This window comes from Microbacterium sp. AC035, from assembly GCF_979258485.1.
This window is the reverse complement of record NZ_OZ409858.1, coordinates 2260637-2284237: the sequence shown is the minus strand read 5'-3', so window position 1 is coordinate 2284237 and position 23601 is coordinate 2260637. Positions and strand designations below refer to the sequence as shown.

At 66.9% G+C, this 23601-nt stretch carries 20 protein-coding genes; 15 read left to right on the top strand and 5 right to left on the bottom strand.

The features are described 5' to 3' along the window. The first annotated feature begins 54 nt into the window (after nucleotides 1–54). The 4 genes from nrdH to nrdF are packed head-to-tail and all read left to right on the top strand — an operon-like array spanning nucleotide 55 to nucleotide 3910. Nucleotides 55–288, top strand: coding sequence for a glutaredoxin-like protein NrdH (gene nrdH, locus ACZ0AA_RS11095; RefSeq protein ID WP_042537838.1), 234 nt, complete (start codon nucleotides 55–57; stop codon nucleotides 286–288). 6 nt (nucleotides 289–294) lie between these two features. Further along, a complete protein-coding gene (gene nrdI, locus ACZ0AA_RS11090) occupies nucleotides 295–756 on the top strand; it encodes a class Ib ribonucleoside-diphosphate reductase assembly flavoprotein NrdI (RefSeq protein ID WP_400866907.1) in 462 nt (153 codons plus the stop codon). A gap of 20 nt (nucleotides 757–776) precedes the next feature. Next, nucleotides 777–2897, top strand: a complete 2121-nt coding sequence (gene nrdE / locus ACZ0AA_RS11085) for a class 1b ribonucleoside-diphosphate reductase subunit alpha (RefSeq protein WP_400867024.1) — start codon at nucleotides 777–779, stop codon at nucleotides 2895–2897. Between the two features lie 32 nt (nucleotides 2898–2929). After that, complete coding sequence (gene nrdF, locus ACZ0AA_RS11080; protein ID WP_311258357.1) at nucleotides 2930–3910, top strand: class 1b ribonucleoside-diphosphate reductase subunit beta; 981 nt, start codon at nucleotides 2930–2932, stop codon at nucleotides 3908–3910. Nucleotides 3911–4033: 123 nt separating this feature from the next. Here nrdF and ACZ0AA_RS11075 read toward each other — a convergent pair whose 3' ends face one another. Further along, nucleotides 4034–5032, bottom strand: coding sequence for a hypothetical protein (locus ACZ0AA_RS11075; RefSeq protein ID WP_463512910.1), 999 nt, complete (start codon nucleotides 5030–5032; stop codon nucleotides 4034–4036). A gap of 259 nt (nucleotides 5033–5291) precedes the next feature. Between ACZ0AA_RS11075 and ACZ0AA_RS11070 the strand changes: the two genes are divergently transcribed. The 4 genes from ACZ0AA_RS11070 (at nucleotide 5292) to ACZ0AA_RS11055 (ending at nucleotide 12856) form a co-directional block, all read left to right on the top strand. Then, nucleotides 5292–5747, top strand: a complete 456-nt coding sequence (locus ACZ0AA_RS11070) for a hypothetical protein (protein ID WP_463512909.1) — start codon at nucleotides 5292–5294, stop codon at nucleotides 5745–5747. A gap of 60 nt (nucleotides 5748–5807) precedes the next feature. After that, nucleotides 5808–6425 (top strand): RNA polymerase sigma factor, encoded by a 618-nt coding sequence (locus ACZ0AA_RS11065; protein WP_400866900.1) that lies wholly within the window; start codon nucleotides 5808–5810, stop codon nucleotides 6423–6425. Next, a complete protein-coding gene (locus ACZ0AA_RS11060) occupies nucleotides 6422–7423 on the top strand; it encodes a hypothetical protein (RefSeq protein ID WP_400866897.1) in 1002 nt (333 codons plus the stop codon). Before ACZ0AA_RS11065 ends, ACZ0AA_RS11060 begins: the two co-directional genes overlap by 4 nt. Before the next feature lie 264 nt (nucleotides 7424–7687). Then, the gene (locus tag ACZ0AA_RS11055) at nucleotides 7688–12856 is read left to right on the top strand and encodes a beta strand repeat-containing protein (RefSeq protein WP_463512908.1); all 5169 of its coding nucleotides are present in this window, start codon (nucleotides 7688–7690) and stop codon (nucleotides 12854–12856) included. A 121-nt stretch (nucleotides 12857–12977) separates the two neighbouring features. Here the strand turns inward: ACZ0AA_RS11055 and ACZ0AA_RS11050 are convergent, their stop codons facing one another. Beyond that, nucleotides 12978–15506: a helix-turn-helix transcriptional regulator gene (locus ACZ0AA_RS11050; protein WP_463512907.1), complete on the bottom strand. Its 2529-nt coding sequence runs from the start codon at nucleotides 15504–15506 to the stop codon at nucleotides 12978–12980. A gap of 135 nt (nucleotides 15507–15641) precedes the next feature. Here ACZ0AA_RS11050 and ACZ0AA_RS11045 point away from each other — a divergent pair, with 135 nt between their 5' ends. The 3 genes from ACZ0AA_RS11045 to ACZ0AA_RS11035 all read left to right on the top strand — a co-directional run bounded on the left by ACZ0AA_RS11045 (nucleotide 15642) and on the right by ACZ0AA_RS11035 (nucleotide 17989). Then, the gene (locus ACZ0AA_RS11045) at nucleotides 15642–16193 is read left to right on the top strand and encodes a hypothetical protein (RefSeq protein WP_463512906.1); all 552 of its coding nucleotides are present in this window, start codon (nucleotides 15642–15644) and stop codon (nucleotides 16191–16193) included. 108 nt (nucleotides 16194–16301) lie between these two features. Continuing rightward, on the top strand, nucleotides 16302–16550 hold the full coding sequence (locus ACZ0AA_RS11040) for a helix-turn-helix transcriptional regulator (RefSeq protein WP_463512905.1): 249 nt from the start codon (nucleotides 16302–16304) through the stop codon (nucleotides 16548–16550). Then, the gene (locus ACZ0AA_RS11035) at nucleotides 16550–17989 is read left to right on the top strand and encodes a type II toxin-antitoxin system HipA family toxin (protein ID WP_463512904.1); all 1440 of its coding nucleotides are present in this window, start codon (nucleotides 16550–16552) and stop codon (nucleotides 17987–17989) included. The genes ACZ0AA_RS11040 and ACZ0AA_RS11035 overlap by 1 nt, the downstream gene beginning before the upstream one ends. Nucleotides 17990–18074: 85 nt before the next feature. On the opposite strand, the gene ACZ0AA_RS11030 is transcribed toward ACZ0AA_RS11035, so the two are convergent. The 3 genes from ACZ0AA_RS11030 to ACZ0AA_RS11020 all read right to left on the bottom strand — a co-directional run bounded on the left by ACZ0AA_RS11030 (nucleotide 18075) and on the right by ACZ0AA_RS11020 (nucleotide 20379). Next, a complete protein-coding gene (locus ACZ0AA_RS11030; protein ID WP_400866881.1) occupies nucleotides 18075–18515 on the bottom strand; it encodes a hypothetical protein in 441 nt (146 codons plus the stop codon). A 74-nt stretch (nucleotides 18516–18589) separates the two neighbouring features. Next, complete coding sequence (locus ACZ0AA_RS11025; RefSeq protein WP_463513838.1) at nucleotides 18590–19933, bottom strand: MFS transporter; 1344 nt, start codon at nucleotides 19931–19933, stop codon at nucleotides 18590–18592. 5 nt (nucleotides 19934–19938) lie between these two features. Next, nucleotides 19939–20379 carry a MarR family winged helix-turn-helix transcriptional regulator gene (locus ACZ0AA_RS11020; protein WP_400866878.1) on the bottom strand — a complete coding sequence of 147 codons (441 nt, stop codon included), beginning with the start codon at nucleotides 20377–20379 and terminating at the stop codon, nucleotides 19939–19941. An 81-nt stretch (nucleotides 20380–20460) separates the two neighbouring features. Here ACZ0AA_RS11020 and ACZ0AA_RS11015 point away from each other — a divergent pair, with 81 nt between their 5' ends. From ACZ0AA_RS11015 to ACZ0AA_RS11000, 4 genes are all read left to right on the top strand, one after another. Beyond that, nucleotides 20461–21198, top strand: a complete 738-nt coding sequence (locus ACZ0AA_RS11015; protein WP_463512903.1) for a copper homeostasis protein CutC — start codon at nucleotides 20461–20463, stop codon at nucleotides 21196–21198. Between the two features lie 55 nt (nucleotides 21199–21253). Next, the gene (locus ACZ0AA_RS11010; RefSeq protein ID WP_463512902.1) at nucleotides 21254–22108 is read left to right on the top strand and encodes an alpha/beta fold hydrolase; all 855 of its coding nucleotides are present in this window, start codon (nucleotides 21254–21256) and stop codon (nucleotides 22106–22108) included. 196 nt (nucleotides 22109–22304) lie between these two features. Next, nucleotides 22305–22805: a hypothetical protein gene (locus ACZ0AA_RS11005; protein ID WP_463512901.1), complete on the top strand. Its 501-nt coding sequence runs from the start codon at nucleotides 22305–22307 to the stop codon at nucleotides 22803–22805. A 4-nt stretch (nucleotides 22806–22809) separates the two neighbouring features. Further along, a complete protein-coding gene (locus ACZ0AA_RS11000) occupies nucleotides 22810–23181 on the top strand; it encodes a hypothetical protein (RefSeq protein ID WP_463512900.1) in 372 nt (123 codons plus the stop codon). Nucleotides 23182–23601: the final 420 nt, after the last annotated feature.

Genomic DNA, 23601 nt, shown 5'->3' with positions numbered 1-23601 from the left:
CCGGAAAACAGCCTGATTCAGATGCAGGCCAGAGATGTGAGGGGAAGCGAAAAGATGTCGATCACGGTCTACACGAAGCCGTCCTGCGTTCAGTGCAACGCCACCTACCGCGCGCTCGACGCCAAGGGCATCGAGTACGAAATCCTCGACCTGTCGGAAGACGCCACTGCGCTCGAGCAGGTCAAGGCGCTCGGCTACATGCAGGCGCCCGTCGTCGTCACCGACGAGGGTCACTGGTCGGGCTTCCGTCCCGACAAGATCGACGAGCTCGCCTCGCGTCTGGCGTGATCCGCCATGAGCGCCGTCGCGACCGCCGCGCCGCTCCTGGTCTACTTCTCGAGCGCCTCGGGTAACACCGCGCGCTTCGTCGAGAAGCTCGGGCTCCCGGCCCGACGCATTCCCCTTCTCCGACAGCAGGAAGATCTCGTCGTCGACGAGCCCTTCGTGCTGGTCACCCCCACCTACGGCGGGGGCGAGGGGCGCGGCGTCGAACGAGGCGCGGTGCCCAAGCAGGTCATCCGGTTCCTCAACGACGAGCGCAACCGGAAACACATCCGCGGAGTCATCTCCGCGGGGAACACCAACTTCGGCGACTCGTTCTGTCTCGCCGGTGACATCATCAGCCGCAAGTGCAACGTGCCTCACTTGTATCGGCTCGAGATCTTCGGCACACAAGACGATGTAGATCGCGTGAGCGACGGATTGGAGCGACGGTGGGTACCGCAGTTGACGAGCAGGCAGGAACCGACTCAGTGACAGACACGGTGGCGTTCAAGATGAACCCGACCTACGAGGGCCTGGACTATCACGCTCTCAACGCGATGCTGAACCTGTACGACGCGAACGGGAAGATCCAGTTCGACGCCGACAAGCGGGCGGCGCGCGAGTACTTCCTGCAGCACGTCAACCAGAACACGGTGTTCTTCCACTCGCTCAAGGAGCGTCTCGACTACCTCGTCGAGAAGGAGTACTACGAGCCGGCCGTGATCGAGCAGTACTCGCTCGAGTTCATCCAGAAGCTCAACGACCTCGCCTACGGCAAGAAGTTCCGCTTCGAGACGTTCCTCGGCGCGTTCAAGTACTACACGAGCTACACGCTCAAGACGTTCGACGGCAAGCGCTACCTCGAGCGTTTCGAAGACCGCGTCGTGATGACGGCCCTCGGTCTCGCCGGCGGCGACGAGAACCTCGCAGTCGCACTGGTCGAGGAGATCATCTCCGGCCGTTTCCAGCCCGCGACGCCGACCTTCCTCAACTCGGGCAAGGCACAGCGCGGCGAGCTCGTCAGCTGCTTCCTGTTGCGCATCGAAGACAACATGGAGTCGATCGCCCGCGGCATCAACTCCGCTCTCCAGCTCTCCAAGCGCGGCGGCGGCGTGGCGCTGCTGCTCTCGAACATCCGCGAGGCCGGCGCACCGATCAAGCAGATCGAGAACCAGTCGTCCGGCATCATCCCCGTGATGAAGCTCCTCGAAGACAGCTTCAGCTACGCCAACCAGCTCGGCGCCCGTCAGGGTGCCGGTGCGGTGTACCTCAACGCGCACCACCCCGACATCATGCGCTTCCTCGACACCAAGCGCGAGAACGCCGACGAGAAGATCCGCATCAAGACGCTGTCGCTCGGCGTCGTGGTTCCCGACATCACGTTCGAGCTCGCGAAGAACGGCGAGGACATGTACCTCTTCTCGCCGTACGACGTCGAGAAGGTCTACGGCGTTCCCTTCGGCGACATCTCGGTCACCGAGAAGTACCGCGAGATGGTCGACAACCCGCGCATCAAGAAGACCAAGATCAACGCGCGCGAGTTCTTCCAGACGATCGCCGAGATCCAGTTCGAGTCGGGCTACCCGTACATCATGTTCGAGGACACGGTGAACAAGGCCAACCCGATCAAGGGCCGCATCAACATGTCCAACCTCTGCAGCGAGATCCTGCAGGTGAACACGCCGACCACGTACAACGACGACCTCTCGTACGACCAGATCGGCAAGGACATCTCGTGCAACCTCGGCTCGATGAACATCGCGCTGTCGATGGATGCCGATGACCTGGGCCAGACGGTCGAGACGGCGATCCGCGCGCTGAGCGCGGTCAGCGACCAGAGCCACATCCGCTCGGTCCGCTCGATCGAGGACGGCAACGATCGTTCGCACGCGATCGGCCTGGGACAGATGAACCTGCACGGCTTCCTCGCCCGCGAGCACGTCCACTACGGGTCCGAAGAGGGCATCGACTTCACGAACATCTACTTCTACACGGTGCTGTTCCACGCGCTGCGCGCCTCGAACAACATCGCGATCGAGCGCAAGCAGGCGTTCGACGGCTTCGAGGACTCGACGTACGCGTCGGGTGAGTTCTTCGACAAGTACATCGAGCGCGCCTGGGTGCCCGAGACCGAGAAGGTCAAGGAGCTCTTCGCGGGCAAGCACATCCCGACGCAGGCCGACTGGGTGGCGCTGAAGTCGTCGATCCAGGAGCACGGCATCTACAACCAGAACCTGCAGGCGGTGCCGCCGACCGGCTCGATCTCGTACATCAACAACTCCACGTCGTCGATCCACCCGATCGCGTCGAAGATCGAGATCCGCAAGGAAGGCAAGCTCGGCCGCGTCTACTACCCGGCGCCGTTCATGACGAACGACAACCTGGAGTACTACCAGGACGCATACGAGATCGGCTACGAGAAGGTCATCGACACGTACGCCGCCGCCACCCAGCACGTCGACCAGGGCCTGTCGCTGACGCTGTTCTTCAAGGACACCGCCACGACGCGTGACATCAACAAGGCTCAGATCTACGCATGGCGCAAGGGCATCAAGACGATCTACTACATCCGTCTGCGTCAGATGGCGCTCGAGGGCACCGACATGACCGAGTGCGTCTCGTGCATGCTCTGATCCGGCCCTGACCACAAGAAACGACGAAGAACATGACTCCTCACCCCCCGATCAAGCTGGTCGACAGCGTTCAGGCGATCAACTGGAACCGCATCCAGGACGACAAGGACCTCGAGGTCTGGAACCGTCTGGTGAACAACTTCTGGCTGCCCGAGAAGGTGCCGCTGTCGAACGACGTCCAGTCGTGGAACACGCTGACGCCCGAAGAGCAGCTGTTGACCATGCGCGTCTTCACCGGTCTGACGCTGCTCGACACGATCCAGGGCACCGTCGGCGCCGTGTCGCTGATCCCCGACGCGATCACCCCTCACGAAGAGGCCGTGTACACGAACATCGCGTTCATGGAGTCGGTGCACGCGAAGAGTTACTCCTCGATCTTCTCGACGCTCGCGTCGACGAAGGAGATCGACGAGGCGTTCCGCTGGTCCACTGAGAACCCGAACCTTCAGAAGAAGGCTCAGATCATCATGGACTACTACCAGGGCGACGACCCGCTCAAGCGCAAGGTCGCCTCGACCCTGCTCGAGTCGTTCCTGTTCTACTCGGGCTTCTACCTGCCGATCTACTGGTCGTCCAAGGCGAAGCTGACGAACACGGCCGACCTCATCCGCCTCATCATCCGCGACGAGGCCGTGCACGGGTACTACATCGGCTACAAGTTCCAGAAGGGTCTCGAGAAGGAGACCGAAGAGCGCCGCCAGGAGCTGAAGGACTACACCTTCAACCTGCTGTTCGAGCTCTACGACAACGAGGTGCAGTACACGCAGGACCTCTACGACGGCGTCGGCCTGACCGAAGACGTCAAGAAGTTCCTGCACTACAACGCCAACAAGGCGCTGATGAACCTCGGCTACGAAGCGATGTTCCCCTCGACGGTCACGAACGTGAACCCGGCGATCCTGTCGGCGCTCTCGCCGAACGCCGACGAGAACCACGACTTCTTCTCGGGTTCCGGTTCCTCCTACGTCATCGGCAAGGCCGAGGCCACGGAAGACGACGACTGGGACTTCTGAGTCCCGCGCTGAACATGATGAGGGGGCGGATGCTGCGGCATCCGCCCCTTCGTCGTCCCCGGGCGCTCGCCGCGATTTCGGTGAGCGGGCAGTGCACGATGGCAGTCACGGCGCAGCGCCGCCTCAGTCGCGCTCGTCGGCCAGGCGGGCTCGTCGCTCCTCCTCGCGCTTCGAGTAGGTGGCGGCGCGGATCGCATCGTCGGACTCCAAGCCCGTGCCCAACGCCCCGCCGAGGGTCGCCGCCGACGCGACGAACCAGGTGAGTACGAACAGGTCGCCGACTTCGACGGTTCGGCCGAGAGATGCACTCATCACCGCCGTGTCGAGCACGAAGAGTGCCCAGGCCAGGTTCACGACGTACAGCGCCAGATAGCAGATGACGATGCCGATGGTCAGAGTCAGCAGCGTCGAGGTGTTGTAGAGACGGGATCTCTCACGGGCCTGAGGCGAGTCGTCGTCTGGACGGTCCCAGAGCCTGCCGTCGATCACGATCCAGGCGATGATGATCGCGATGGAGGCCACCGTCGCCGCGACCAGACGCCAGCCGGACAGCGAGCTGGCGAGCGACCACACCGTCGGCTCGATCGTCGCCACCGCGCCGGTCGCGAGGGCCGCGACCAGCGCGGACTTGAGCCCGGCGGCGAGCAGCCATGGACGATTGGCGAGCACCATGCCCAGAAGCACGCGCCCACGGGCACTGAGTCCGGGGAGCAGCAGGCGCTGCTCCTCAGGCGAGGCGGGCTCAGCCATCCCGTCGACGAGCCCCCGCACCGCGTGGCGGGCGCGGCTCTGCACCCGAAACCCGCCCAGAGCGGGCAGCGACAACACTGCGGAGTGGCGTCGAGGATCGATCGCCGCCAGCAGATAGCGGCCGTCATCATCCCGGAGCGGAAGCTCGGTGACGCCGATGACGAGATCCCAGCGGTTCTGGTCGGCGTGTGCACGAAGGCGCTCCAGGGCGACATCGACGTCCTCAGACCCGAGGGTGAACGGCTCGCTCACGAGTTCGACGATCCAATCGTCGGCCGCGGCGGCGAGCGGCGGCGTGAGGTCGGTCATCCGACGCGCGACCGTCGTGGGTGAAGCAGGATCTGCCACGAGGCCCACTCGGATCGGCTCCATCTCCGCAACCTACACCCGCCTCTCGTGCGCCGCATCGGCATCCGCGATGTGCGGAGCTTTTCAGTCGCCGGCGGAGGTCAGTCCCCAGAGGCCTGCGCACCCTGTCGACGCCCTCGTGCTCGTCTGGGTGAGCGGATCTCGGAAATTCTGTAAGGAAGTCGCGTCAGCTGCAAAGAGGCGCGGGCGCGGGCGTTGGTCGTGCGTCGCTGGCAGAGAGACATTGGATACGTGCAATGACTGTTGCCCGGATCGGATCAGAATGAAGAACAAGCTCCTCGCCATCGCCGCCGCGGTGATCCTCATGGCTGGGGTGGCCTCACCCGCGCAGGCAGCCGAGCCTGAACTCCATCCCGATGTCGAGTACGCCATCGACGCAGTCCCCGGCGGCATCGTCGTCGACGAGACGACGGTGGTATGGCCGGCGCTGGGCATGGTGCTCACGGCCGCGTCCGACATGAGCCGCTCGGTGGGCACCTGTGCCACAGGAAACTACTGCGCCTACGCCGGACCGGGGCGCACGGGCACGAAGATCAGCTTCGGGATCTGCACCGTCGTCAGCACCTCCGCTCTCGCGAGCGTCGGCTCCATCGCGAACGCCCGCTCGTCGGGTTCGGTGCAGGCGCGCAGCGCTGCGGGCACCATTCTCGGCACAGCGGCCGCGGGAACGGGTGTCGATGTCGGCGCCGGCACCAGCACCCTGCGCTGCAACCTGTGACGGCCGGGTAGCCTGCGAAGACCACCCGCCCATCCACGCCGACGAAGGAAAGGGTCGCCGATGCTCCGACACGCATTCGGCGCTGTGGTGTTCGCAGGCAGCGCGACCGGACCGGTCGACGTCCTGCGAACCGCCGGAATGTTCGGCCGACCCCGGGAGAGTTCCGCGACGTCCGCGACCGGCCACGGACCGGAATCCAAGGAGGTCGTCTACCGCAAGGTCTTCAACGACCATTGGCCCAGAGTGCGTCGGCACATCGAATGCTACGTCGACAACCACGACGAAGTGGATGAGCTGACCGCTGAGGTGTTCGTCGTCGCGTGGCGCAAGCTCGACCCGGCTCGGCCGATGCCTCTGACGTGGCTGTTGCGCACCGCGAACAACAAGCTCCGCGACCGCACCCGCCGAACTCGTTCGCACGACCGCGCGCTCGAGGCACTGACACGAGGACTCGCCGACCCTGCCACGCCGCTGGACCCCCTGGAGGCGCTCGCATTGCGGCAGGCGGTCGCGTCGCTCAGCGCTCGCGAGCGCCAGGTGGTGGTCTTGACGTACTGGGATGAGCTGAACGCGGGAGAGGTCGCGGATGTGCTCCGCACGAGTCAAGCCGCGGTGTGGACGACGCTGACGCGTGCCCGACACAAGCTGCGCGTCCTTCTCGAGGGCGGTGAGTCATGAGCGTCTCAGACGTCGAGATCGACCGCCTGTTCCGTGCGATGAGCCCTGCGTCGGATCTCGCCGACCGCCCGTCGCTCTCTGCCGCGGAGATCGCGATACGGGAGGGCATCATCCGCGGCACCTTCCGCCGCGCTCCGCGCCGCTCACGACGGGGGATCGTGTGGGCCGGCGTGACGACGGCGACGGCCGCGATGGCGGTCGCCGTGCTGGTGGCGGTCACCGTGCTCACTCCCTCTCAGCCGGCGATGGCGCTCACCCCGCCGCCTCTCTCTTACACGGCCGCGCCTGCGCTGGCCGAGGTGTTCGCCGACGCACAAGACGCACTGCAGGCGCCGCCTGACGTCGAGCAGGAATCCCGCGTGCGCTCGGTCGCATGGGGATGGAACGTCGACATGGGGGACAAGCGGGTCGAGATCGTCCCGCAGGAGATCACCTTCACGTGGGCCCCCGGAGAGACGGCGACGTCGACCATCATCGCGGGCGACTCGCTGTGGCCCGACGGCAACCGCCCTGAGGGGGTCGAGCCGAGTCCGTACGAGCCCGGTGAGGTCATCGACACCGTCGTCACCCCGCCTGAGGAGTTCACCCTCCCGCCTGCGGCGCAGGAGCTCCGTGGCAGTTCCCGGGAGGATCTGGAGAGCGCCCTCGCCGTGTTCGGCGCGACGCCCGAGTCGTCGTCGGGCGAGCTCGCCGCCGCGATCATGGGCCTGTTCGGGTACTGGACCCTCAACGACGAGCAGCACGCGACGCTGCTGGAGATCCTCGCCGATGCGGACGGCATCTCGGTGCGGGGCGAGACGAACGACCGGCTGGGACGAGATGTCATCGGCCTGCAGATGTCGTCTGTCATCCCCGAACGCGTCGAGACCCTGTTCGTCAGTGTGGAGACAGGGCGCATCGTGGGGGTCGAGAGCGAACTCGTGAAGTCTCTCGACGGTCTGCCGACGGGTGTCATCCTCTACACGATGTGGGACGCAGACGAGGCCGACAGCCGCTGAGAGCGGCGAGCTCCGCACGTTCTCCGGCCGTCTGAGGCCCGTTCCCCCTTTCCACGCCGCGTCGGTCTCGCCGCCGAGCTCAAGGGGTGAAAACAGGGGGTGAATTCAGCCCGTTCGGCCGGGCAGGAACCCGCCCGCACGGCAGTCTTGCCGAGGCCCGATTCGAGCGCGCAGTCAGTCGACAGCGCTCCGGGATGCCGCCGAAGGGGGTGGCGGGCCCCGTGTGCGCGAGCGCGCACCGGATGCGACAAGGGGAGAGCAGTCGTGATTATTCGTGGTGCGCGAAAGCGCCATCAACCGACCGAGACAGATAAGGCGACGCCACGCTGGGGGAGGACTGCGCGCAAGCTCGTCAGCGGCCTCGTCACCACTGCGGTCGTCGCGTCGTCGATGGTCTTCATCGGCGGCACGGTCACGGCCGCCCCCGCTGCAGCCGCGGACCCGTTCCTCTGCACGCCCGGGGCGGTCTTCGTGCAGAGCTCGACGGAGATCCGCGAGTTCGCAGTGAACGAGCAGGGAGGCGCACCCGGTGAGGGCGGCACCCTGGGCACGGTCAGCTTCGGCACCGACCACTCCGACAACGGCCTCGGCATCTCCGCCGGCGGTCGCTACGCGTACACGGTCACGAACACCTCGTCGAACAAGGTGCTGGCGAAGCACGACCGGGTCGCCGATCAGACCACGCGCACCTCGTTCACGCTCAGCTCCGCCGTCCTGCGTGGTGCCGTGAACCCGGCGACCGGGGTCTACTACTTCGCGAGCGGCACCGCCAACAACGCGATCAACATCTACGCCTGGAACGAGGGCGTCACCCCGCAGACCTACGTGCAGGTCGGCACGCTGCGTCCCACCGCAGGCAGCAGCGCCTTCGGGTCGAACGGCGACATGGCCTTCAGCGCCTCTGGCCAGCTGGTGCTCGTCGCCGACCAGGACATCTACGCCGCCGACCTGCCCACCGAGCTCGTCTCGAGCACCGCCACCATCGACGCCAAGCAGGTGCACGACCTCGGCGACGGTGTGCAGGGCAACGGCATCGCCTTCGGCAACCTGGGCCACATCTTCGTCTCGGTCTCCGGCGGAGGCAACCGCATCATCGAGGTCGACCTTCCCCGTGGTGAGACGGTCAACACGACCCCGCTCGGCAGCTTCTCGCCGACGGACATGTCGAGCTGCACCTTCCCGAACACCCTCACGCTCAAGAAGGACCTGCCGGAGGGACGCCACGCACCGACCGACCAGTTCGCGCTCAGCATCCAGTCGCCCGCCGGATACAGCGTTCCGCAGACCTCGGTCACGACGACCGGTGACGAGCCGGGCGTCCAGCGCGACTACGCCGGCCCGGTCTTCACGAACCAGGGAGACACGTTCGATCTCGCAGAGGCCGCCTCGGGCTCCGCCGATCCGACAGGCTACGACACGTCTCTCGTCTGCGAGCAGGTCAACGGAGACGGCACGACCACTCCTGTGGCCGTGAGCGCCACGGGAGAGGTCACCCAGCCTGCCGGCCCTCTCGGTACCGACGTCACCTGCGTCTACTCCAACGTCCGCCTCGCGCCTGGGCTCGACCTGCGCAAGACCTCCGACCCGGCCGACGGCACAGTCGTGCAGTCGGGGCAGCGGATCACCTATCAGGTCGCGGTTGAGAACACCGGGAATACGGTGCTCGATGACGTCGAGGTCGCCGACGACCTGAGCGGCGTCCTCTCGTTCGCCGAATATCAGGACGACCTCTCGACGACCGTCGACGGCATCGAACTCGTCGAGAGCGGCGCGGCCATCGCCGACGGCATGCTCACGTGGACGGGAGCCCTCGACCCGGGGCAGATCATGACGTTTACCTACTCGGTGATCGTCGACGACGGTGTCGAGGGCGAGAGCATCGCCAACAGCGTCACCGCCTCGGGCACCCCTCCCGGTGGTGACCCGATCGTTCCGCCCGCCGTCACGACCGAGCACCCGGTCGCGGGCTTCACCGTCATCAAGACCGCCGACCCCGCCTCGGGCACCGTGGTGCAGCCGGGCCAGGTCATCGACTACACCGTCACCGGTACCAACACCGGCGCGACCACTCTCTCCCCGGCATCCATCGCCGACGACCTCGCCGAGGTGCTCGCGCACTCCGAATACAATGCCGACATCGCGACCGCGATCGACGGCATCCCGGTGCTCACCGGGGCAGCCACCCTCACCGGCACCGGCACCGACCTCGCCTGGAGCGGCACGCTGCAGGCTGGCCAGGTCGTGACGATCACCTACTCGGTGACCGTCGATGAAGACGCCTCAGGCGAGGTGCTCAGCAACGTCGCCTCAGGCACTGCCACCCCGACGACGCCGAACCCTGCCGACCCGACGGGCCCGCAGATCCCCGGCGAGCCGATCGTCCCTCCGACGGCGGTCACCGAGCACCCCGTGCTCGGATCGGGCTTCACCATCAGCAAGACCGCCGACCCCGCATCGGGCACCGCGGTGTCGGCCGGTGACACGATCGAGTACACGGTCACCGGAACCAACACCGGCGACACCGACCTCTCGCCGGTGACCATCACCGACGACCTCGCAGCCGTGCTCGATGACGCCGCGTACAACGACGACGTGACGGCCGACCGCGGCAGCGCGGATGTGGCCGATGGCGCGCTGACCTGGACGGGCTCCATCCCGCAGGGTGAGTCCGTCACGATCCGCTACTCGGTCACCGTCGACGCCGGCGTCGAGAGCGCTCTGCTCCGCAACGTCGTGAACGGCGAGGCCACACCGCGGATCCCTGTGGACCCGAGCGACCCCGAGGGTCCGTCCACTCCCGGCACGCCGATCACGCCGCCGCAGGTCGAGACCACGCATCCCGTCGTCGACACCGGCTTCGAGGTCACCAAGACCGCTGACCCGGCATCGGGAACGGCCGTGAGCCCTGGCGACACCATCGAGTACACGGTCACGGGAACGAACACGGGCAACACCGTGCTCGACCCCGCAGCGATCACCGACGACCTGTCGGCCGTTCTCGCGAGCGCCGCCTACAACGGCGACGTGTCGGCGACGACAGGCACGGTCGACGTGACCGGATCCCAGCTCAGCTGGACGGGCGCGCTCGGTGCCGGCGATGACGTCGTGATCACCTACACGGTGACCGTGGATGACGACGCGACCGGTGTGCTGCTGCGCAACGTCGCCGAGGGAGAGGCCACGCCGCTGATCCCCTCGGACCCGACCGATCCTGACAGCCCGACCACCCCGGGTTCTCCGGTGTCGCCGCCCCCTGCGACGACCCAGCACCCCGTGGTCGCGCCCGGCTTCGCGGTCAGCAAGACCGCCGACCCGGTCACCGGCACCGCCGTCGACCCCGGCAGCGTGATCGAGTACACCGTGACCGGCACGAACACGGGTGACACCGTGCTCGACCCGGTGGAGATCTCGGACGACCTCGCCGGTGTGCTGGTGAACGCCTCGTACAACGACGATGTGGGTGCCACGCGCGGCACCGCCACGGTGGCCGACAGCGCCCTCGCCTGGACCGGTTCGCTCGAGCCGGGTGAGAACGTCGTGATCACGTACTCGATGACCGTCGACGGCGACGCCGGTGGCGAGACCATCACGAACACGGTGACGGGCGAGGCGACCCCGCTGGTGCCGACCGATCCGAGTGACCCCGAGAGCCCGACGGCACCGGGCACGCCGATCGTCCCGCCGACCGTGATCACCGAGCACCCGGTCAACGTGCCCGGCTTCGAGTTCTCGAAGGCGGCCGATCCGGCATCCGGAACCGCGCTGGATCCGGGTGACGTGATCACCTACGTGCTGACCGGCGTGAACACCGGTGAGACGGCGCTCGACAGCGTCGAGATCGTCGACGACCTCTCGGGCGTCCTCGATCACGCGTCGCTCGACGGCACTCCCGTCGCGACGATCGTCGGCGGCGCGGCTGCTCCTGTCGTGGTCGACGGCGACGAGCTCTCCTGGACGGGTGCGCTCGCGGTCGGACAGACTGTCACCATCACCTACTCGGTGACGGTCGGACCCGATGCCGCCGGCGAACTGCTCGAGAACTCGGCGACCGCCGTCGCGACGCCTCCGGGCGGCGAGGAGATCACACCTCCTCCGGTCACGACCTCGAACCCGGTCAACGAGCCCGGCTTCTCGGTGTCGAAGACCGCCGCTCCCGCTCCGGGCACGACCATCGACCCCGGCACCGTCGTCACCTACACGGTGACGGGCGTGAACACCGGCGAGACCGTGCTCGATCCCGTCGCCATCCTCGACGACCTGTCCGGAGTGCTCGACGACGCCGAGTTCAACGACGACGCGCTCGCCGTGGTCGACGGTTCGCCGGCGGCTGCTCCGACACTCGCGGGCGAGACGCTCTCGTGGACCGGCGCGCTCAAGATCGGCGCGACAGTCACGATCACCTACTCGGTGACGGTGAACGGGGATGCCGGTGGCGAGACGCTCGAGAACTCGGTGACGGGCAGCGCGACTCCTCCTGGAGGAGTGCCGCCCATCGAGACGCCTCCTGCAGTCACGGTGAACCCGATCAACGAGCCCGGATTCGAGCTCGTCAAGACGGCCGACCCGGCCTCGGGAACCCGTGTCGACCCGGGAAGCGTCATCACCTACACAGTGACGGGCATCAACACAGGTGACACCGCGCTCGATCCTGTGACGATCAGCGACGACCTCTCGAACGTGCTCGCGCACGCCGAATACAACGGCGATGCGTCGGCCGCTGTGGAGGGCGCGCCCGTCGCAGCCCCGACCGTGCAGGGCGACGAACTCTCGTGGCAGGGTGCTCTCGCGATCGGCGAGCGGGTCGCGATCACGTACTCCGTGACGGTGGATGCCGACGCGGGCGGTGCGACGATCTCGAACGTCGCCGAGGGCAGCGCCATCGCCCCCGGCGGTGCGGAGCTCACGCCGCCTCCGGCGTCGACGGAGCACCGTGTCGCGGCTCCTGGTTTCACTTTCGCGAAGACCGCGAACGTGAACTCCGGGACGGCCGTTGCCGTGGGCAGCGTGGTCACCTACACGCTGACCGGCGTCAACACCGGTGAGACCGACCTCGACGAGGTCGTCGTCAGCGACGATCTCGCCAAGGTGCTGGACCACGCGGCACTGACCGGCGTCGTCACCGCGACGGTCGGCGACCACGAGGTCACGGCGCCCGTGGTGACGGGCACCGAGCTGCACTGGGTCGGCGCCCTCGCCGAGGGCGAGACGGTGACGGTCACCTACTCGGTGACCGTGGATGCCGATGCTGCCGGTGCCACGCTCGAGAACGTGGCCACGGCGCTGGTGACGAGCCCGGGGGACGAGCCTCTCCCGGTCGTCGAGAGCGCCACGGTGCATCCGGTCCAGTCACCGCTGGCGATCACGGGCGGTCAGCTCGCACCCTGGGTGCTGGTGCTCGCGCTGACCCTGCTCCTGGGGGAGCAGCGCTCCTGATCCTGCGCCGTCGCGCAGCGATCGGCTGAGCGACCCGCACGAAGAGCGACCCTCGGCACCTACCCCCTCAGGTGCCGAGGGTCGCTCGGTGCCGTGATCCGATTCCTGCGGCGGTCGAGGCTCAGTGGTCGGAGAGCAGGTCGTGCTTCGCGGCCTGTTCGATCGCCTCGGCACGATTGCGCGCATCGAGCTTGCGATAGATGCTCCGCAGCTGCGTCTTGAGGGTGTTCTGCGACACGTTCAGGTCGGCCGCGATCGACTGCAGGGACGCACCCGAGGTGAGTGCGCGCAGCACGACGAGCTCACGGGCAGAGAGACGCGGGCGATCGGATGTCGGAGGAAGCACCGCGGTCACGAGGCGCCCGGAGTCGCGGGTCGCCAGTGAGTCCTGCAGAAGCTCGACGTCTTCGGGGCCGAACAGAGAGACCGGCGTCGTCAGCTCTCGATCGTCGAGTTGGATTCGCAGGGAGGCCGCCGCCTTGCCGGCCGCGGTCGCACCGGCGGTTCGCCGCAGGGCGGCGACCTGGACCGCCGCGGCCTCGGCGCGCTGACGCGCGGTCTGGGGCACCTGTCTCGTCTGCGCCAGCATCCGAGCCGCTTCGGAGGCATCTCCCTCGAACAGAGCGAGGCGCGCGCGTTCGACGATCGTGCCGAACTCGTCGGGCTTCGCATCATGGCGCAGCGTCGAGCGAGCCGCGGCGACGTCGCCGACGGCGAGATGCAACAGCGCCCGCGCGCGGCTGAGCACGTGCCGTGCGTGGGCGCTCGCCGTCTCGCGCTTCCGCAGTCTGCGCAGTGACTCCAGCTGCTCGAGTCCGGCCGCGGCTCTGCCCTCGTGCAGAGCGACCCATGCCTCAGCGAGCCCCATCGTCGCCCAGTGCTCGCTGGTCGAGCGATGAGGGCCGAACACTCGGACGTGCTCGCAGGCGGCGGCCACGTCGCCGTCTTCGACGGCGAGCAGCGCCTCTGCGACGCGGTAGAAGGTGCCGCGGTAGCCGTCGCGCTGCTGTTGCTCCCACGAGCTCTCGCGGATCAACTCGGCGTAGTGGCGCGCCTCCGGGATGTCGCCGTTCAGAGCGTGGATGCCGCTGAGCAGCGCGATGCTGTGGAAGGCCTTGCTCAGGTCGCGCGACGCCGCCAGCGCCGCCGCGTTCTCGAAGCACTCGATCGCGGCATCCTCTCGTCCGCCGTAGTAGAGGGAGATGCCGAGATGCGTGCAGAGCAGCGGCATCTCCAGGGCATACGGCTGCCACACCGATTCCGGCGTCTCACGGTAGAGGCTCAGTGCTCGGGCGGCGACCTGAGCGGCGCGCTCCGACATCCCGATGACTCGCAGAGCGGCGCTCTCGGCGGCCCAGATGAACACTCGTTCGGTCGTCGGCACATCATTGCGTCGCGAGTTGGCCGCCGAGATCGCCACCCGCATCAGCTGCAGGCCGCGCAGACGCCTCAGCTTGCTGGCGTTGTAGCAGATGGCCAGCAGCATGGCGATGAGCGGCTGGTCCTTGAGGCGTGACACCGGAAGCCGGCGCAGCAGGCGGACTGCGGCAGGTCCGTGGTGGTCGAGCAGCTGGCTCCACCCCGACATGATCACGTGCGACGCGAGCGGGAGATCGTCGTATTCGATGGCGAGCTGCAGTGCATCCATCGGTGCTCGCCGCTGGAGCGCGCCCTCGACAGCCAGGTTCATGAGGCGCGAGAGCTCATCGGCGTGCGACCGCACGAGCTCGCGGCGCAGCAACGTGCGGACGACCGGGGCGAAGGAGAACAGGCGGTCGGCCGACCAGCTTCCGAGACCGAAGGCCTCCGCGTCGTCGAGGGCGTCCTCGATCTCGTCCACACCCGACAGTGCACGCGCCGAGGCGATGTCGACGGCATCGGCGACACTGATGCGCACCAAGGCCGCGAGGCCGTCGGCGTCGATGCCCGAGCGTTCGAGGCGTGACTGCATGTACTCCTCGACCGCGGGTGAGGCGGCCTCGATCGCCGAGGTCGGGTCGTCGCCGCGAGCCGACCGCTTCGAGGCCGCGTGGATCAGCGCAGGGAACCCGCCCGTCGCCTGGAGGATGTCCGCTGCGTCGGATTCGCCGATCCCCAGAGCACGCGAGATCTCCTCGGCGTCGAAGAGCAGGTCGTCCGGTCCTATCAGCGTGCGATCGATCACCAGGCTCAACCCGTCGCCGTCGAAGGCGCTGCGCCGGTTCGTCGCCACGATGACGCGTGCACGAGGCGCCGCGGCGACCGTCCGGCACAGGTCGAAGATGCTCTCCGGCGACAGGCTCGCGGCATCGTCGAGCACGAGGACGAGCTTCTCCGCCGTCTCGTTCAGGCACTGTGCGACGTCGGTCCAGGGGTGCAGGAGCTCGTCGCCGGACGAGACGGTCAGACCCTTGCGAGTCAATGCGCGGAGAGCGTCGCGGGCGAGTTCGTCGCTGCCTGACCCTCTCGCATCGACCGTGACCCAGACGATCGTCGACGTGGTGGCCCGCGCCCATTCCACGAGAGCGACCGTCTTCCCGAGCCCCGATGCGCCGCGCAGCACCGTCAGGGGACTGCGGTTCTCCAACGCGGCGACGAGTCTCGGGCGCGGGGTGACATCGCTCGGCATGCGGGGGACGTCCACATGCACGGGCGCGGCGGATGCTGGCATCGTCTCCTCCCCGGATGGTGTGCGTCTCTACGATATTCCGAAAGATCGGTGAGGGAGGGACATGGGTGGTCTTGGCGCGGCAGAGAGCGTCGGTCGCGAATCCGCACGGCGGGTGCGCGGATCTAGGCTGGTGAGATGCATGAGGCTCGACCGAGAACCGTGAGGCGTGCGCCGACGAGTGCCCTGCTGATCAGCGCAGCGTTCGCTGCCGTTCAGGCGCTGATCTTCGTCATGGTCGTGCCCATCACCTCTTTGCTCGCCGTGTCGTCTCCGCCCGCGTACGCACTCGTCGCCGCCGTGCACACCGCGATGCCGCTGCTCGCCCGCGTGGTCACCCGCACGCCCGGCATGGCCACGTTCACGGCAGCGGTCACGGGGCTGTTGACGTCGGTGATCTCGCCGATCGGCCCGATCGCGGCGGTCCCGATGGTGTGCGCCGCCGTCGCGCTCGATCTGGTCCTGCCGCTGCAACGGGGAAGAACGGCGAGCGCACGCCGCGTCCTCCTCGCGGCTGCGGTCGCCGGTGTCGTGCTGTTCCTCGTCGCGCTGCCGGTGTTCTCGCCCGAGCACCTGGTGCCCTCAGTGCTGCTGGCGACGCTCGGCGCCCGTATTGCCGGCGAGCTGGCGGTGGCGGCAGGAGTGATCGGAGTGCGCCGACTGCTCGTGCGCGCCGGGACGATTCGGTGAGGGATGCCCTCTTTCGGCGGCGAGAAGAATACTTCTCATCTGCATCAATGTGAAGTATTCTTCTCATGTAGATGAATGTGAAGTATCCTGCACAAAGGAGGATTGGCAATGCAGATGCCATCGAGTACTGCCTTCGCAGCATTCGTGCGCAGCCAGCGCTTGCGGACGAACCTCACGCAGGACGAACTCGCGAGGGCTGTGCGCAAGAGCAGGCGCTGGGTGCACGACCTTGAGATGGGCAAGGTAGACCCCTCGCTCAGCGCGGCGGTCGATGTTGCTGCGGCGCTCGGCTTCACCGTGTCCCTGGAGCGCAGCGAACGTTCTGACGTCCTTGACGGACTGTTTGAAGACCTGTGATGACCGACGTTCTCGATGTCTGGCTGGACGGCCGCTTCTCGGGACAGCTCCTGCGCGGCGAGCAGGATCAGGTGGAGTTTCTCTACGACGAGGAATACGTTTCTGAGCGGAACTCGACGCCCCTGTCGTTGAGCATGCCCATGTCTGCCCTCGCGCACGGCCCCGACGTCGTGATGCCGTGGCTATCGAACTTGCTTCCTGACGCCGATGAGGTGCGAAGCCGGTGGGCGGCGAAGTTCGGCGAGCGGCGTATCGATCCGTTCAGTCTGCTCGCCCACATGGGAGAAGACGCGCCCGGCTCCGTGCAGGTCGTCCCCGAGAGTGTGGTGCCTTCGGACCCCGGTGAGCTGTCCCCGCTCACGGACCGCGATATCGCGAGACGCGTGCGCGCCATCTTGGATGATCCGGATCACTGGGTCGACGACGGCGACGATGACGAGAGCCGATTCTCACTCGGCGGCAATCAAGGCAAGTTCGCACTTGCCCGAATCGGCGGCGGATGGTTCGAACCGAACGGGCGCGCGGCCAGCACACACATCGTGAAGCCCGGCATGGTGCTCGCTTCGGGTCAGACGGACGCGCACGTCCAGGCCGTGGAGTTCGTGACGATGCGCGCCGCGCGCGCTCTCGGCATCCGTGCAGCGAAAGTCGAGATTCTCGACTTCGAGGGCCTCCCCGCATTCGTCACAACGAGGTTCGACCGCAGGCTCGCCTCAGACGGCACGGTGGTGCGCGTGCACCAAGAGGACTTCTGTCAGGCGTTGGGCGTCTATCCCTCCCGCAAGTACGAGGAGGACGGAGGTCCGACGATGGCCGACATGGTGGAGCTGGTGGAGAGCGCTTCGTCCCCGGCGTATCGCGTCGACGACAAGCTCGAGTTCGCCCAGCTGTTCGCGTACAACCTGCTCGTCGCGGGCGTTGACGCGCATGCGAAGAATCACAGCCTGCTGCATGCCGGCAACGCCACCAGACTCGCGCCCGCGTATGACCTCATCTCGGCGCACGGCATCTGGCCAGAAGATCGAGTCACGTACAAGTCCAGCGCTGCGGTGAAGTACGGCAAAGAGCGTCCGTATCGGAAGATCACAAGCCGCAATCTGATGCGAACCGCTGACGTTCTCGGAATCCCGCGAGGAGCCTTCGTGACCAACCTCAGCACGATGTCGCGGGCGCTCCCCGATGCGGTTCAGGGGGCCATCGACGAGGTGCCCGTCGGAATGGTGACGCCGCAGCTCCGCGCCATGCCGACCCGCATCGGCTCCTTCGCCGAGCGGTTCGTTCAGCAGATTCAGCGCGATGACCTGAGCTATCAGAATCTGCCACGCTTCGAAGGCTCCCACGCGATCGGCCGGCCGTTCACGAACCGCGTCTGGGAGCCGGGGGAGTGGCGCGCCGGCCGCTGGACCACGGGGCATTACAGGGGTCGATCCGGCGGATAGTCGAGGGTCGAGGGCAGCGCCTGGCATCACGGCAACGAAGGGGCGGATGCCGCGGTATCCGCCCCTTCGCTCACGCCGTCGGCGCTCAGGCGGGAGCGTCGTCCGGATCGAGTGTGCGAAGGGTGTCGCGCTCGACATCGTTGTCGGCGGTCAGCTGGTCCTCGGTGTTCTCGTCTCCGCCGAGCGCGGCGTCGCGGTCGGGGCTCGCATCACCCTGGATCGCTCCGCGGGGCGATTCGCCGTGTGAGCTGTCGCCCTGGATCGCGCCACCCTGGGCTGCGCCCTGAGCGTTCTCCTCGTCGGCGTCGCCCTGAATGGCTCCGCGAGGTGACTCACCGTGCGAGCTGTCGCCCTGGATGGCTCCGCCCTGGTTCGAGCCCTGGGCGTTGCCGTCGAGCCCGTCGGGGTGGCGTTCCGAACCAGTCGACGACTGGCCGTCGGGTGCGGTGTTGTGCTCGGGAATCGCCTCGGGTGATCCTTCGGCGGGCTGCTCGGCGTGCGGGGTGCGTCCTGTGTTCTGGTCCATGTCGTGACGGTACGTCTGCTCCGCATGCGCGTGGAGGGCATTGACAAACAGCGACCACGCGTTCCGAACTCGGGTCAGTCCTTCTTCGACGTGCGGATCGGCGTCGTGACGGCCGCCTCGTCGCTGAACTCGACCGGGTCTGCCTTCTCGAGGATGTCGGCCTGGTCGACGACGTTCACGGGGCGCGTCTCGTCGAGCGTCATCAGGAACCGGCTGCCTTCCGAGCGGTGCAGTCGGCCCGAGGTGAAGACCCAGATCGCACCGATCGCGCAGGCCACGAAGCCGGCGGTGCCACCGAGCATGATCGCCATGCGCGGGCCGAACGTGTCGGCCACCCACCCGGCGATCGGGGCGCCGACCGGGGTCGAGCCCATGATCACCGCCATGTACAGCGCGAGCACGCGTCCACGCAGCGCCGGGGCCGTGGTCATCTGCACGTAGCCGTTGGCGGTCGTGAGCAGCGTCACGATCATGAAGCCGGTGAACGTCAGTGTGATCGCATAGGTCAGATAGGTCGGCATGGATGCCGAGATGAAGGCCGCGATTCCGAACCCGCCCGCCGCGAAGATGACGACGCGCACGCGAGCGCGGTCGCGTCTGGCTGCCAGCAGCGCCCCGGCGAGCGAGCCGATCGCGAGCACCGAGCTCAGCACTCCATAGCCGTCGGCACCAGCCCCGAACTCGATCGCCATGGTCGAGGCGAAGATCGGGAAGTTCATGCCGAACGCGCCGATCAGGAACACGGTCACGAACACGACTCGCAGGTCGCTGCGCCCCCACACATAGCGGAAGCCCTCGGCGAGGCCGCCGGGACGGCGGTTCTTCAGCCGAGGGGCGAGCTGGCCGGTGCGCAGCAGCATCAGCGCGACGAGCATCGCCAGGAAGGTCACCGCGTTCGCGATGAACACCCACCCCGAGCCGATCGCGACGATCAGCAGACCGCCGACAGCCGGGCCGATCATGCGGGCCAGGTTGAAGGATGCCGAGTTGAGGGCGACCGCGTTCGACGTGTCGCCGGCCGAGACCATGTCCGAGACGAACGCCTGCCGCGCGGGTGCGTCGAAGGCGTTGACGACACCGAATACCGCGGCGAAGCAGAACATCATCGGCAGGGTCATCACGCCGTTCAGCAGCAGCACGCCGACCGCTATCGCGAGAAGCAGCAGGGCGGATTGGGTGGCGAGCAGGATCCGGCGCCGTTCGAAGCGGTCGGCGACCCATCCGGTGAGGCTGACGAGCACCAGGGGCGGACCGAACTGCAGCGCCATCGTGAATCCCATGGCGGCGGCGTCGTTGTCGGTGAGCTCGGTGAGCACGACCCAGTCCTGGGCGGTCGCCTGCATCCACCCGCCGATGTTCGAGACCAGGGCCCCGGCGAACCAGATGCGGTAGTTGATGTTCGAGAACGAACGGAACATCGCGCTCATCGGTCGACCACCTTCCGCATCAGGGCGCTCGCCTCTCGCAGCGTCGTCAGCTCCTCCTCGGTGAAGTCGAGTTCGCCGAGCATCTCGGCCAGCAGCTCGTCTCGCCGACGGATGGTCTGCGCGACGATCTCGGTGCCCGCCTCGGTGATGTCGACCTGCACGCGACGGCGATCTTCGGCATCCGGAGTGCGGAGCACGAACCCCTGCTCTTCGAGCCCGTTGATCATGTTCGTCATCGAGGGTGCGGTGACCCGCTCGCGATCGGCGAGGGCCGTGATCGTGCGGCGGCCGTGCATGCGCAGCGTCGCCAGCACCGCGAGCTGCGCGTCGCTCATCGCGTCGACGGCGCGGGCCGAGCGGAGGCGCCGTGCGAGTCGGAACGTCGCCATGCGCAGGTCTGTCGCGGTGAGGTGGAGGGAATCATCGGTCGCAGACATTACTTAGACAGTCTAAGTAATTGTGGGCGCGATGGGAAGCGCGCGTCCGGCGGGCCACCGCCGACAGGCCAGAATGGACGCATGACCCGACCCGTTGCCTTCGAGCTCGCCGTGCAGGACCCCACCGGAGTGCGCATCGCCGGGACCATCGGCGCAGCGCGCGTCGAATTGGCTCAGGCGCTCGCTCTCGGCGGCCTCACCCCGTCGCCGGCGACCCTCGACCTGTCGATCGATGCAGCGCGAGCCGTGGGCGTCGAGGTGCACGTGCTCGTCCGCCCCAGGGCCGGCGGCTTCCGCTACACCGCCGACGAGATCATGATCGCCGAGAGCGACGTCCGCCGTGCGATCGAGGCGGGCGCCGACGGTGTCGTGATCGGTGCCCTGGATGACGACGGACTGCTCGACATCCCCGCCATGCGGCGACTGCGCGACGCCGCAGACGGCGCATCCGTCACCCTGCACCGAGCGATCGACGTGACCCCCGACCCCGTCGCGACGCTCGTTGCCGCCCGCGATCTCGGCCTGCGCCGGGTGCTCACCTCGGGCGGCGCCTCGGTCGCGATCGACGGCATCGACACACTGCGCGCGCTCGTCGCCGAGGCAGCCGGAGAGATCGAGATCATGGCGGGCAGCGGAGTGGACGCCGCCAGTGCGGCCGACCTGATCGCCGCCGGCGTCGACGCCCTGCACTTCTCCGCGAAGCGCATGGTGCACGAAGACGGCGGCGTGCGCATGGGATCGGCCTCCGACGGCGTCGGCGGATACGAGGTCACCGACCTCGAGATCGCCCAGGGCGTCATCGCCGCAATCTCGGGCTGAGGCGCGTCGGGCGTTCGGCCTGACGCATGTCATGCACTCTCAGTAGGGTGGGGGCGTGACCGATACGCGTGAATTCACGGATGCCGACGGCATCGCCATCGTCTACGACGTGCACCCGGCGGTGGGCGATGCGCGGGGTGTGGTGCAGCTGCTGCACGGAGTGGGCGAGCATGCCGGTCGCTACGGCGCACTGATCGCCGCGCTCACCGAGGCCGGATTCATCGTCTACGCCGACGATCACCGTGGGCACGGCCGCACCGGCATCCGTCAGCACGGGGGCCCTGCCAAGCTCGGCCGCCTCGGGAAGGGCGGCCTGCGCGCGGCTCAGGCGGCGGTCTGGCAGCTCACCGGCATCATCAAGGACGAGAACCCCGACCTGCCGCTCGTGCTTCTCGGCCACTCGTGGGGCTCGTTCCTCGCGCAGATGCTCGTGAACGACCACCCCGAGGCCTGGGATGCGGTGATCCTCTCGGGGTCGGCGCTGCGCACCCCCGGATCGCTCAACGCCGCTCCGCTCAACGCCCGCTGGGCGGCTGACGATGCCACCGGTCTCGAATGGCTGAGTCGAGACCCTGCGGTGTGGACATCGTTCGACGAGGATCCGCTCACCACCGACGTCCCGCTGCTGAAGCTGTTCGGACCCGTCGAGGCGGCGAAGCTCTACGGACGACCGCGCAAGGACCTCGGCCGCGACATCCCGCTGCTGCTGCTCGTCGGCCGCGACGACCCGGTCGGCGGCCCGCGCAGCGTGCACAAGCTCGCCGACGAGTACCGCACGCGATCGGGGCTCACCGACATCACGACGCTGGTCTACCCCGATGCGCGTCACGAGATCTTCAACGAGCTGCAGCAGGACGAGGTCAGGGCCGACATCCTGTCGTGGCTCGACACCCGCATACCTCCGCGCTGAGCGCGGGCATTCCTCGTTTGCCGCTAGGGAACAAGCAGAGGCAAGCGCCTGTTGCGAGCAATCAAGGGGTTTGACTGGACGACGGAAGCCATCCCGCACGGACGCCGATGATTGCGGCGGTGCGACATCACGACTTGTGGGGCAGGACAGTTGCCTCGTGGTGAGGTAGTGGGTTTTCATACCCTATGCTCTGACTGTGATCGCCGCTGACCCCTATGTGTGGACTCCGAGCGACCACTTCGGTGCGTGGCAACTGATCGTCGGTGTGCTCGGACTCGGATTCGCGGGATGGCAACTGATGCGCACAGCGAACGCAACTGTGAAGTCGACGGAGTTGCTAGAGCGTCGCCTCCTTAGTAACGACCTGTTAGTGATGCTCCCGGAGCTCAACGGGTTAGAAGACGATGTGACAAGTGCGATCAAGACCGGTGACCGGGAACTGGTGGCGAACGCGTTGCTTGCCTACTATCGACGGGCCTCCTTGATACTGGGACATCTGAAGTCGGACGATCTGTTGAAGGGCGAAAAGCTGGTGCGGTTGATTCGAGCCGCGTCGAACGCGGCATCGTCGGCGAAGGGCGAGCTGCTCGACGGTACGGATGAGATTGCGGATGTTGTGAGACTCGCTCGCGAAAAGATCGCGCGTGTTGGTCCTGAAGCAGGCGAGCTAACCGCGCGCCTTCAGAGAGGAAAATGAACTTATGGCTACGAATACGGAGATCACGGCGATCGCCGACTCCTTGATCGAGAAGACGATGGCTCACGAACTGGACTGGTCAGCGTCTGAAGATGCTTACGAGTATGAGGCCTCCTCAGGACGCTTCGTGTATTACATAAAGTCGCGCGACGAGGATGACCGCGCGCCCTATCGACTTCAGATCGTCCTTCGAGCTGAGGGTGAAACGGAACAGCCCATACTCGCGGAGGCAGGTACGATCTCCGGGACGAACACTACGATCGGTCAGAAGCTAAATGGTGCCCTTCGTGACCTTTACGATGTGGCGAAGCTAACTGCTCTCGGTGTCGGGACGTCACTCGCGGACGAGGTGCTGAAGGATCTCGGCGGAGAGTAGCCGCTCCAAAGGTGCTCAAGTGTCTTCGCCCGCACATTTGATCTCAGGCAGCCCGGACCAGGGCTGCCTCTCGGCCGGGGAAGCTCGTCGACAAGTGGTAGTGGCCGCTCGCCTGGCGCTTCGCCGCGACGGGTGAGGCTTTGTCTTGTGAACCCCAGACGCTGATTCAGCCGCTGTACCTGAGACGTCTGATCAGATGGTTCACTCGCACGGTTGCCGCCGCACTCGGCAGCGGAGTGAGGATGAAGATGCCGCTCCAAGAGGCTTTCTCGATCCCGAAAGACGGCGAGTGTTCCTAATCCACACCACTTCCGCGTCGACATCGTGTATGAGTACCAGTGCAGAGCGCGCACCGTCGCGCGTCGGCGTGTTACGCCCCGTGAACCCGCGTTACAGCGGGTGAATCCGAATGACGCATCA

Bases quoted from the DNA above. Each gene is read 5' to 3' on its own strand.
- ACZ0AA_RS11075 (WP_463512910.1), bottom strand. From the start codon at position 5,032: ATGGAGCCGATCCGAGTGGGCCTCGTGGCAGATCCTGCTTCACCCACG.
- ACZ0AA_RS11015 (WP_463512903.1), top strand. From the start codon at position 20,461: ATGACCCGACCCGTTGCCTTCGAGCTCGCCGTGCAGGACCCCACCGGA.
- ACZ0AA_RS11070 (WP_463512909.1), top strand. From the start codon at position 5,292: ATGAAGAACAAGCTCCTCGCCATCGCCGCCGCGGTGATCCTCATGGCT.
- ACZ0AA_RS11025 (WP_463513838.1), bottom strand. From the start codon at position 19,933: ATGTTCCGTTCGTTCTCGAACATCAACTACCGCATCTGGTTCGCCGGG.
- ACZ0AA_RS11045 (WP_463512906.1), top strand. From the start codon at position 15,642: ATGCATGAGGCTCGACCGAGAACCGTGAGGCGTGCGCCGACGAGTGCC.
- nrdI (WP_400866907.1), top strand. From the start codon at position 295: ATGAGCGCCGTCGCGACCGCCGCGCCGCTCCTGGTCTACTTCTCGAGC.
- ACZ0AA_RS11035 (WP_463512904.1), top strand. From the start codon at position 16,550: ATGACCGACGTTCTCGATGTCTGGCTGGACGGCCGCTTCTCGGGACAG.
- ACZ0AA_RS11050 (WP_463512907.1), bottom strand. From the start codon at position 15,506: ATGCCAGCATCCGCCGCGCCCGTGCATGTGGACGTCCCCCGCATGCCG.
- ACZ0AA_RS11000 (WP_463512900.1), top strand. From the start codon at position 22,810: ATGGCTACGAATACGGAGATCACGGCGATCGCCGACTCCTTGATCGAG.
- nrdH (WP_042537838.1), top strand. From the start codon at position 55: ATGTCGATCACGGTCTACACGAAGCCGTCCTGCGTTCAGTGCAACGCC.
- ACZ0AA_RS11060 (WP_400866897.1), top strand. From the start codon at position 6,422: ATGAGCGTCTCAGACGTCGAGATCGACCGCCTGTTCCGTGCGATGAGC.
- ACZ0AA_RS11030 (WP_400866881.1), bottom strand. From the start codon at position 18,515: ATGGACCAGAACACAGGACGCACCCCGCACGCCGAGCAGCCCGCCGAA.
- nrdE (WP_400867024.1), top strand. From the start codon at position 777: ATGAACCCGACCTACGAGGGCCTGGACTATCACGCTCTCAACGCGATG.
- ACZ0AA_RS11020 (WP_400866878.1), bottom strand. From the start codon at position 20,379: ATGTCTGCGACCGATGATTCCCTCCACCTCACCGCGACAGACCTGCGC.
- ACZ0AA_RS11040 (WP_463512905.1), top strand. From the start codon at position 16,302: ATGCAGATGCCATCGAGTACTGCCTTCGCAGCATTCGTGCGCAGCCAG.
- ACZ0AA_RS11065 (WP_400866900.1), top strand. From the start codon at position 5,808: ATGCTCCGACACGCATTCGGCGCTGTGGTGTTCGCAGGCAGCGCGACC.
- nrdF (WP_311258357.1), top strand. From the start codon at position 2,930: ATGACTCCTCACCCCCCGATCAAGCTGGTCGACAGCGTTCAGGCGATC.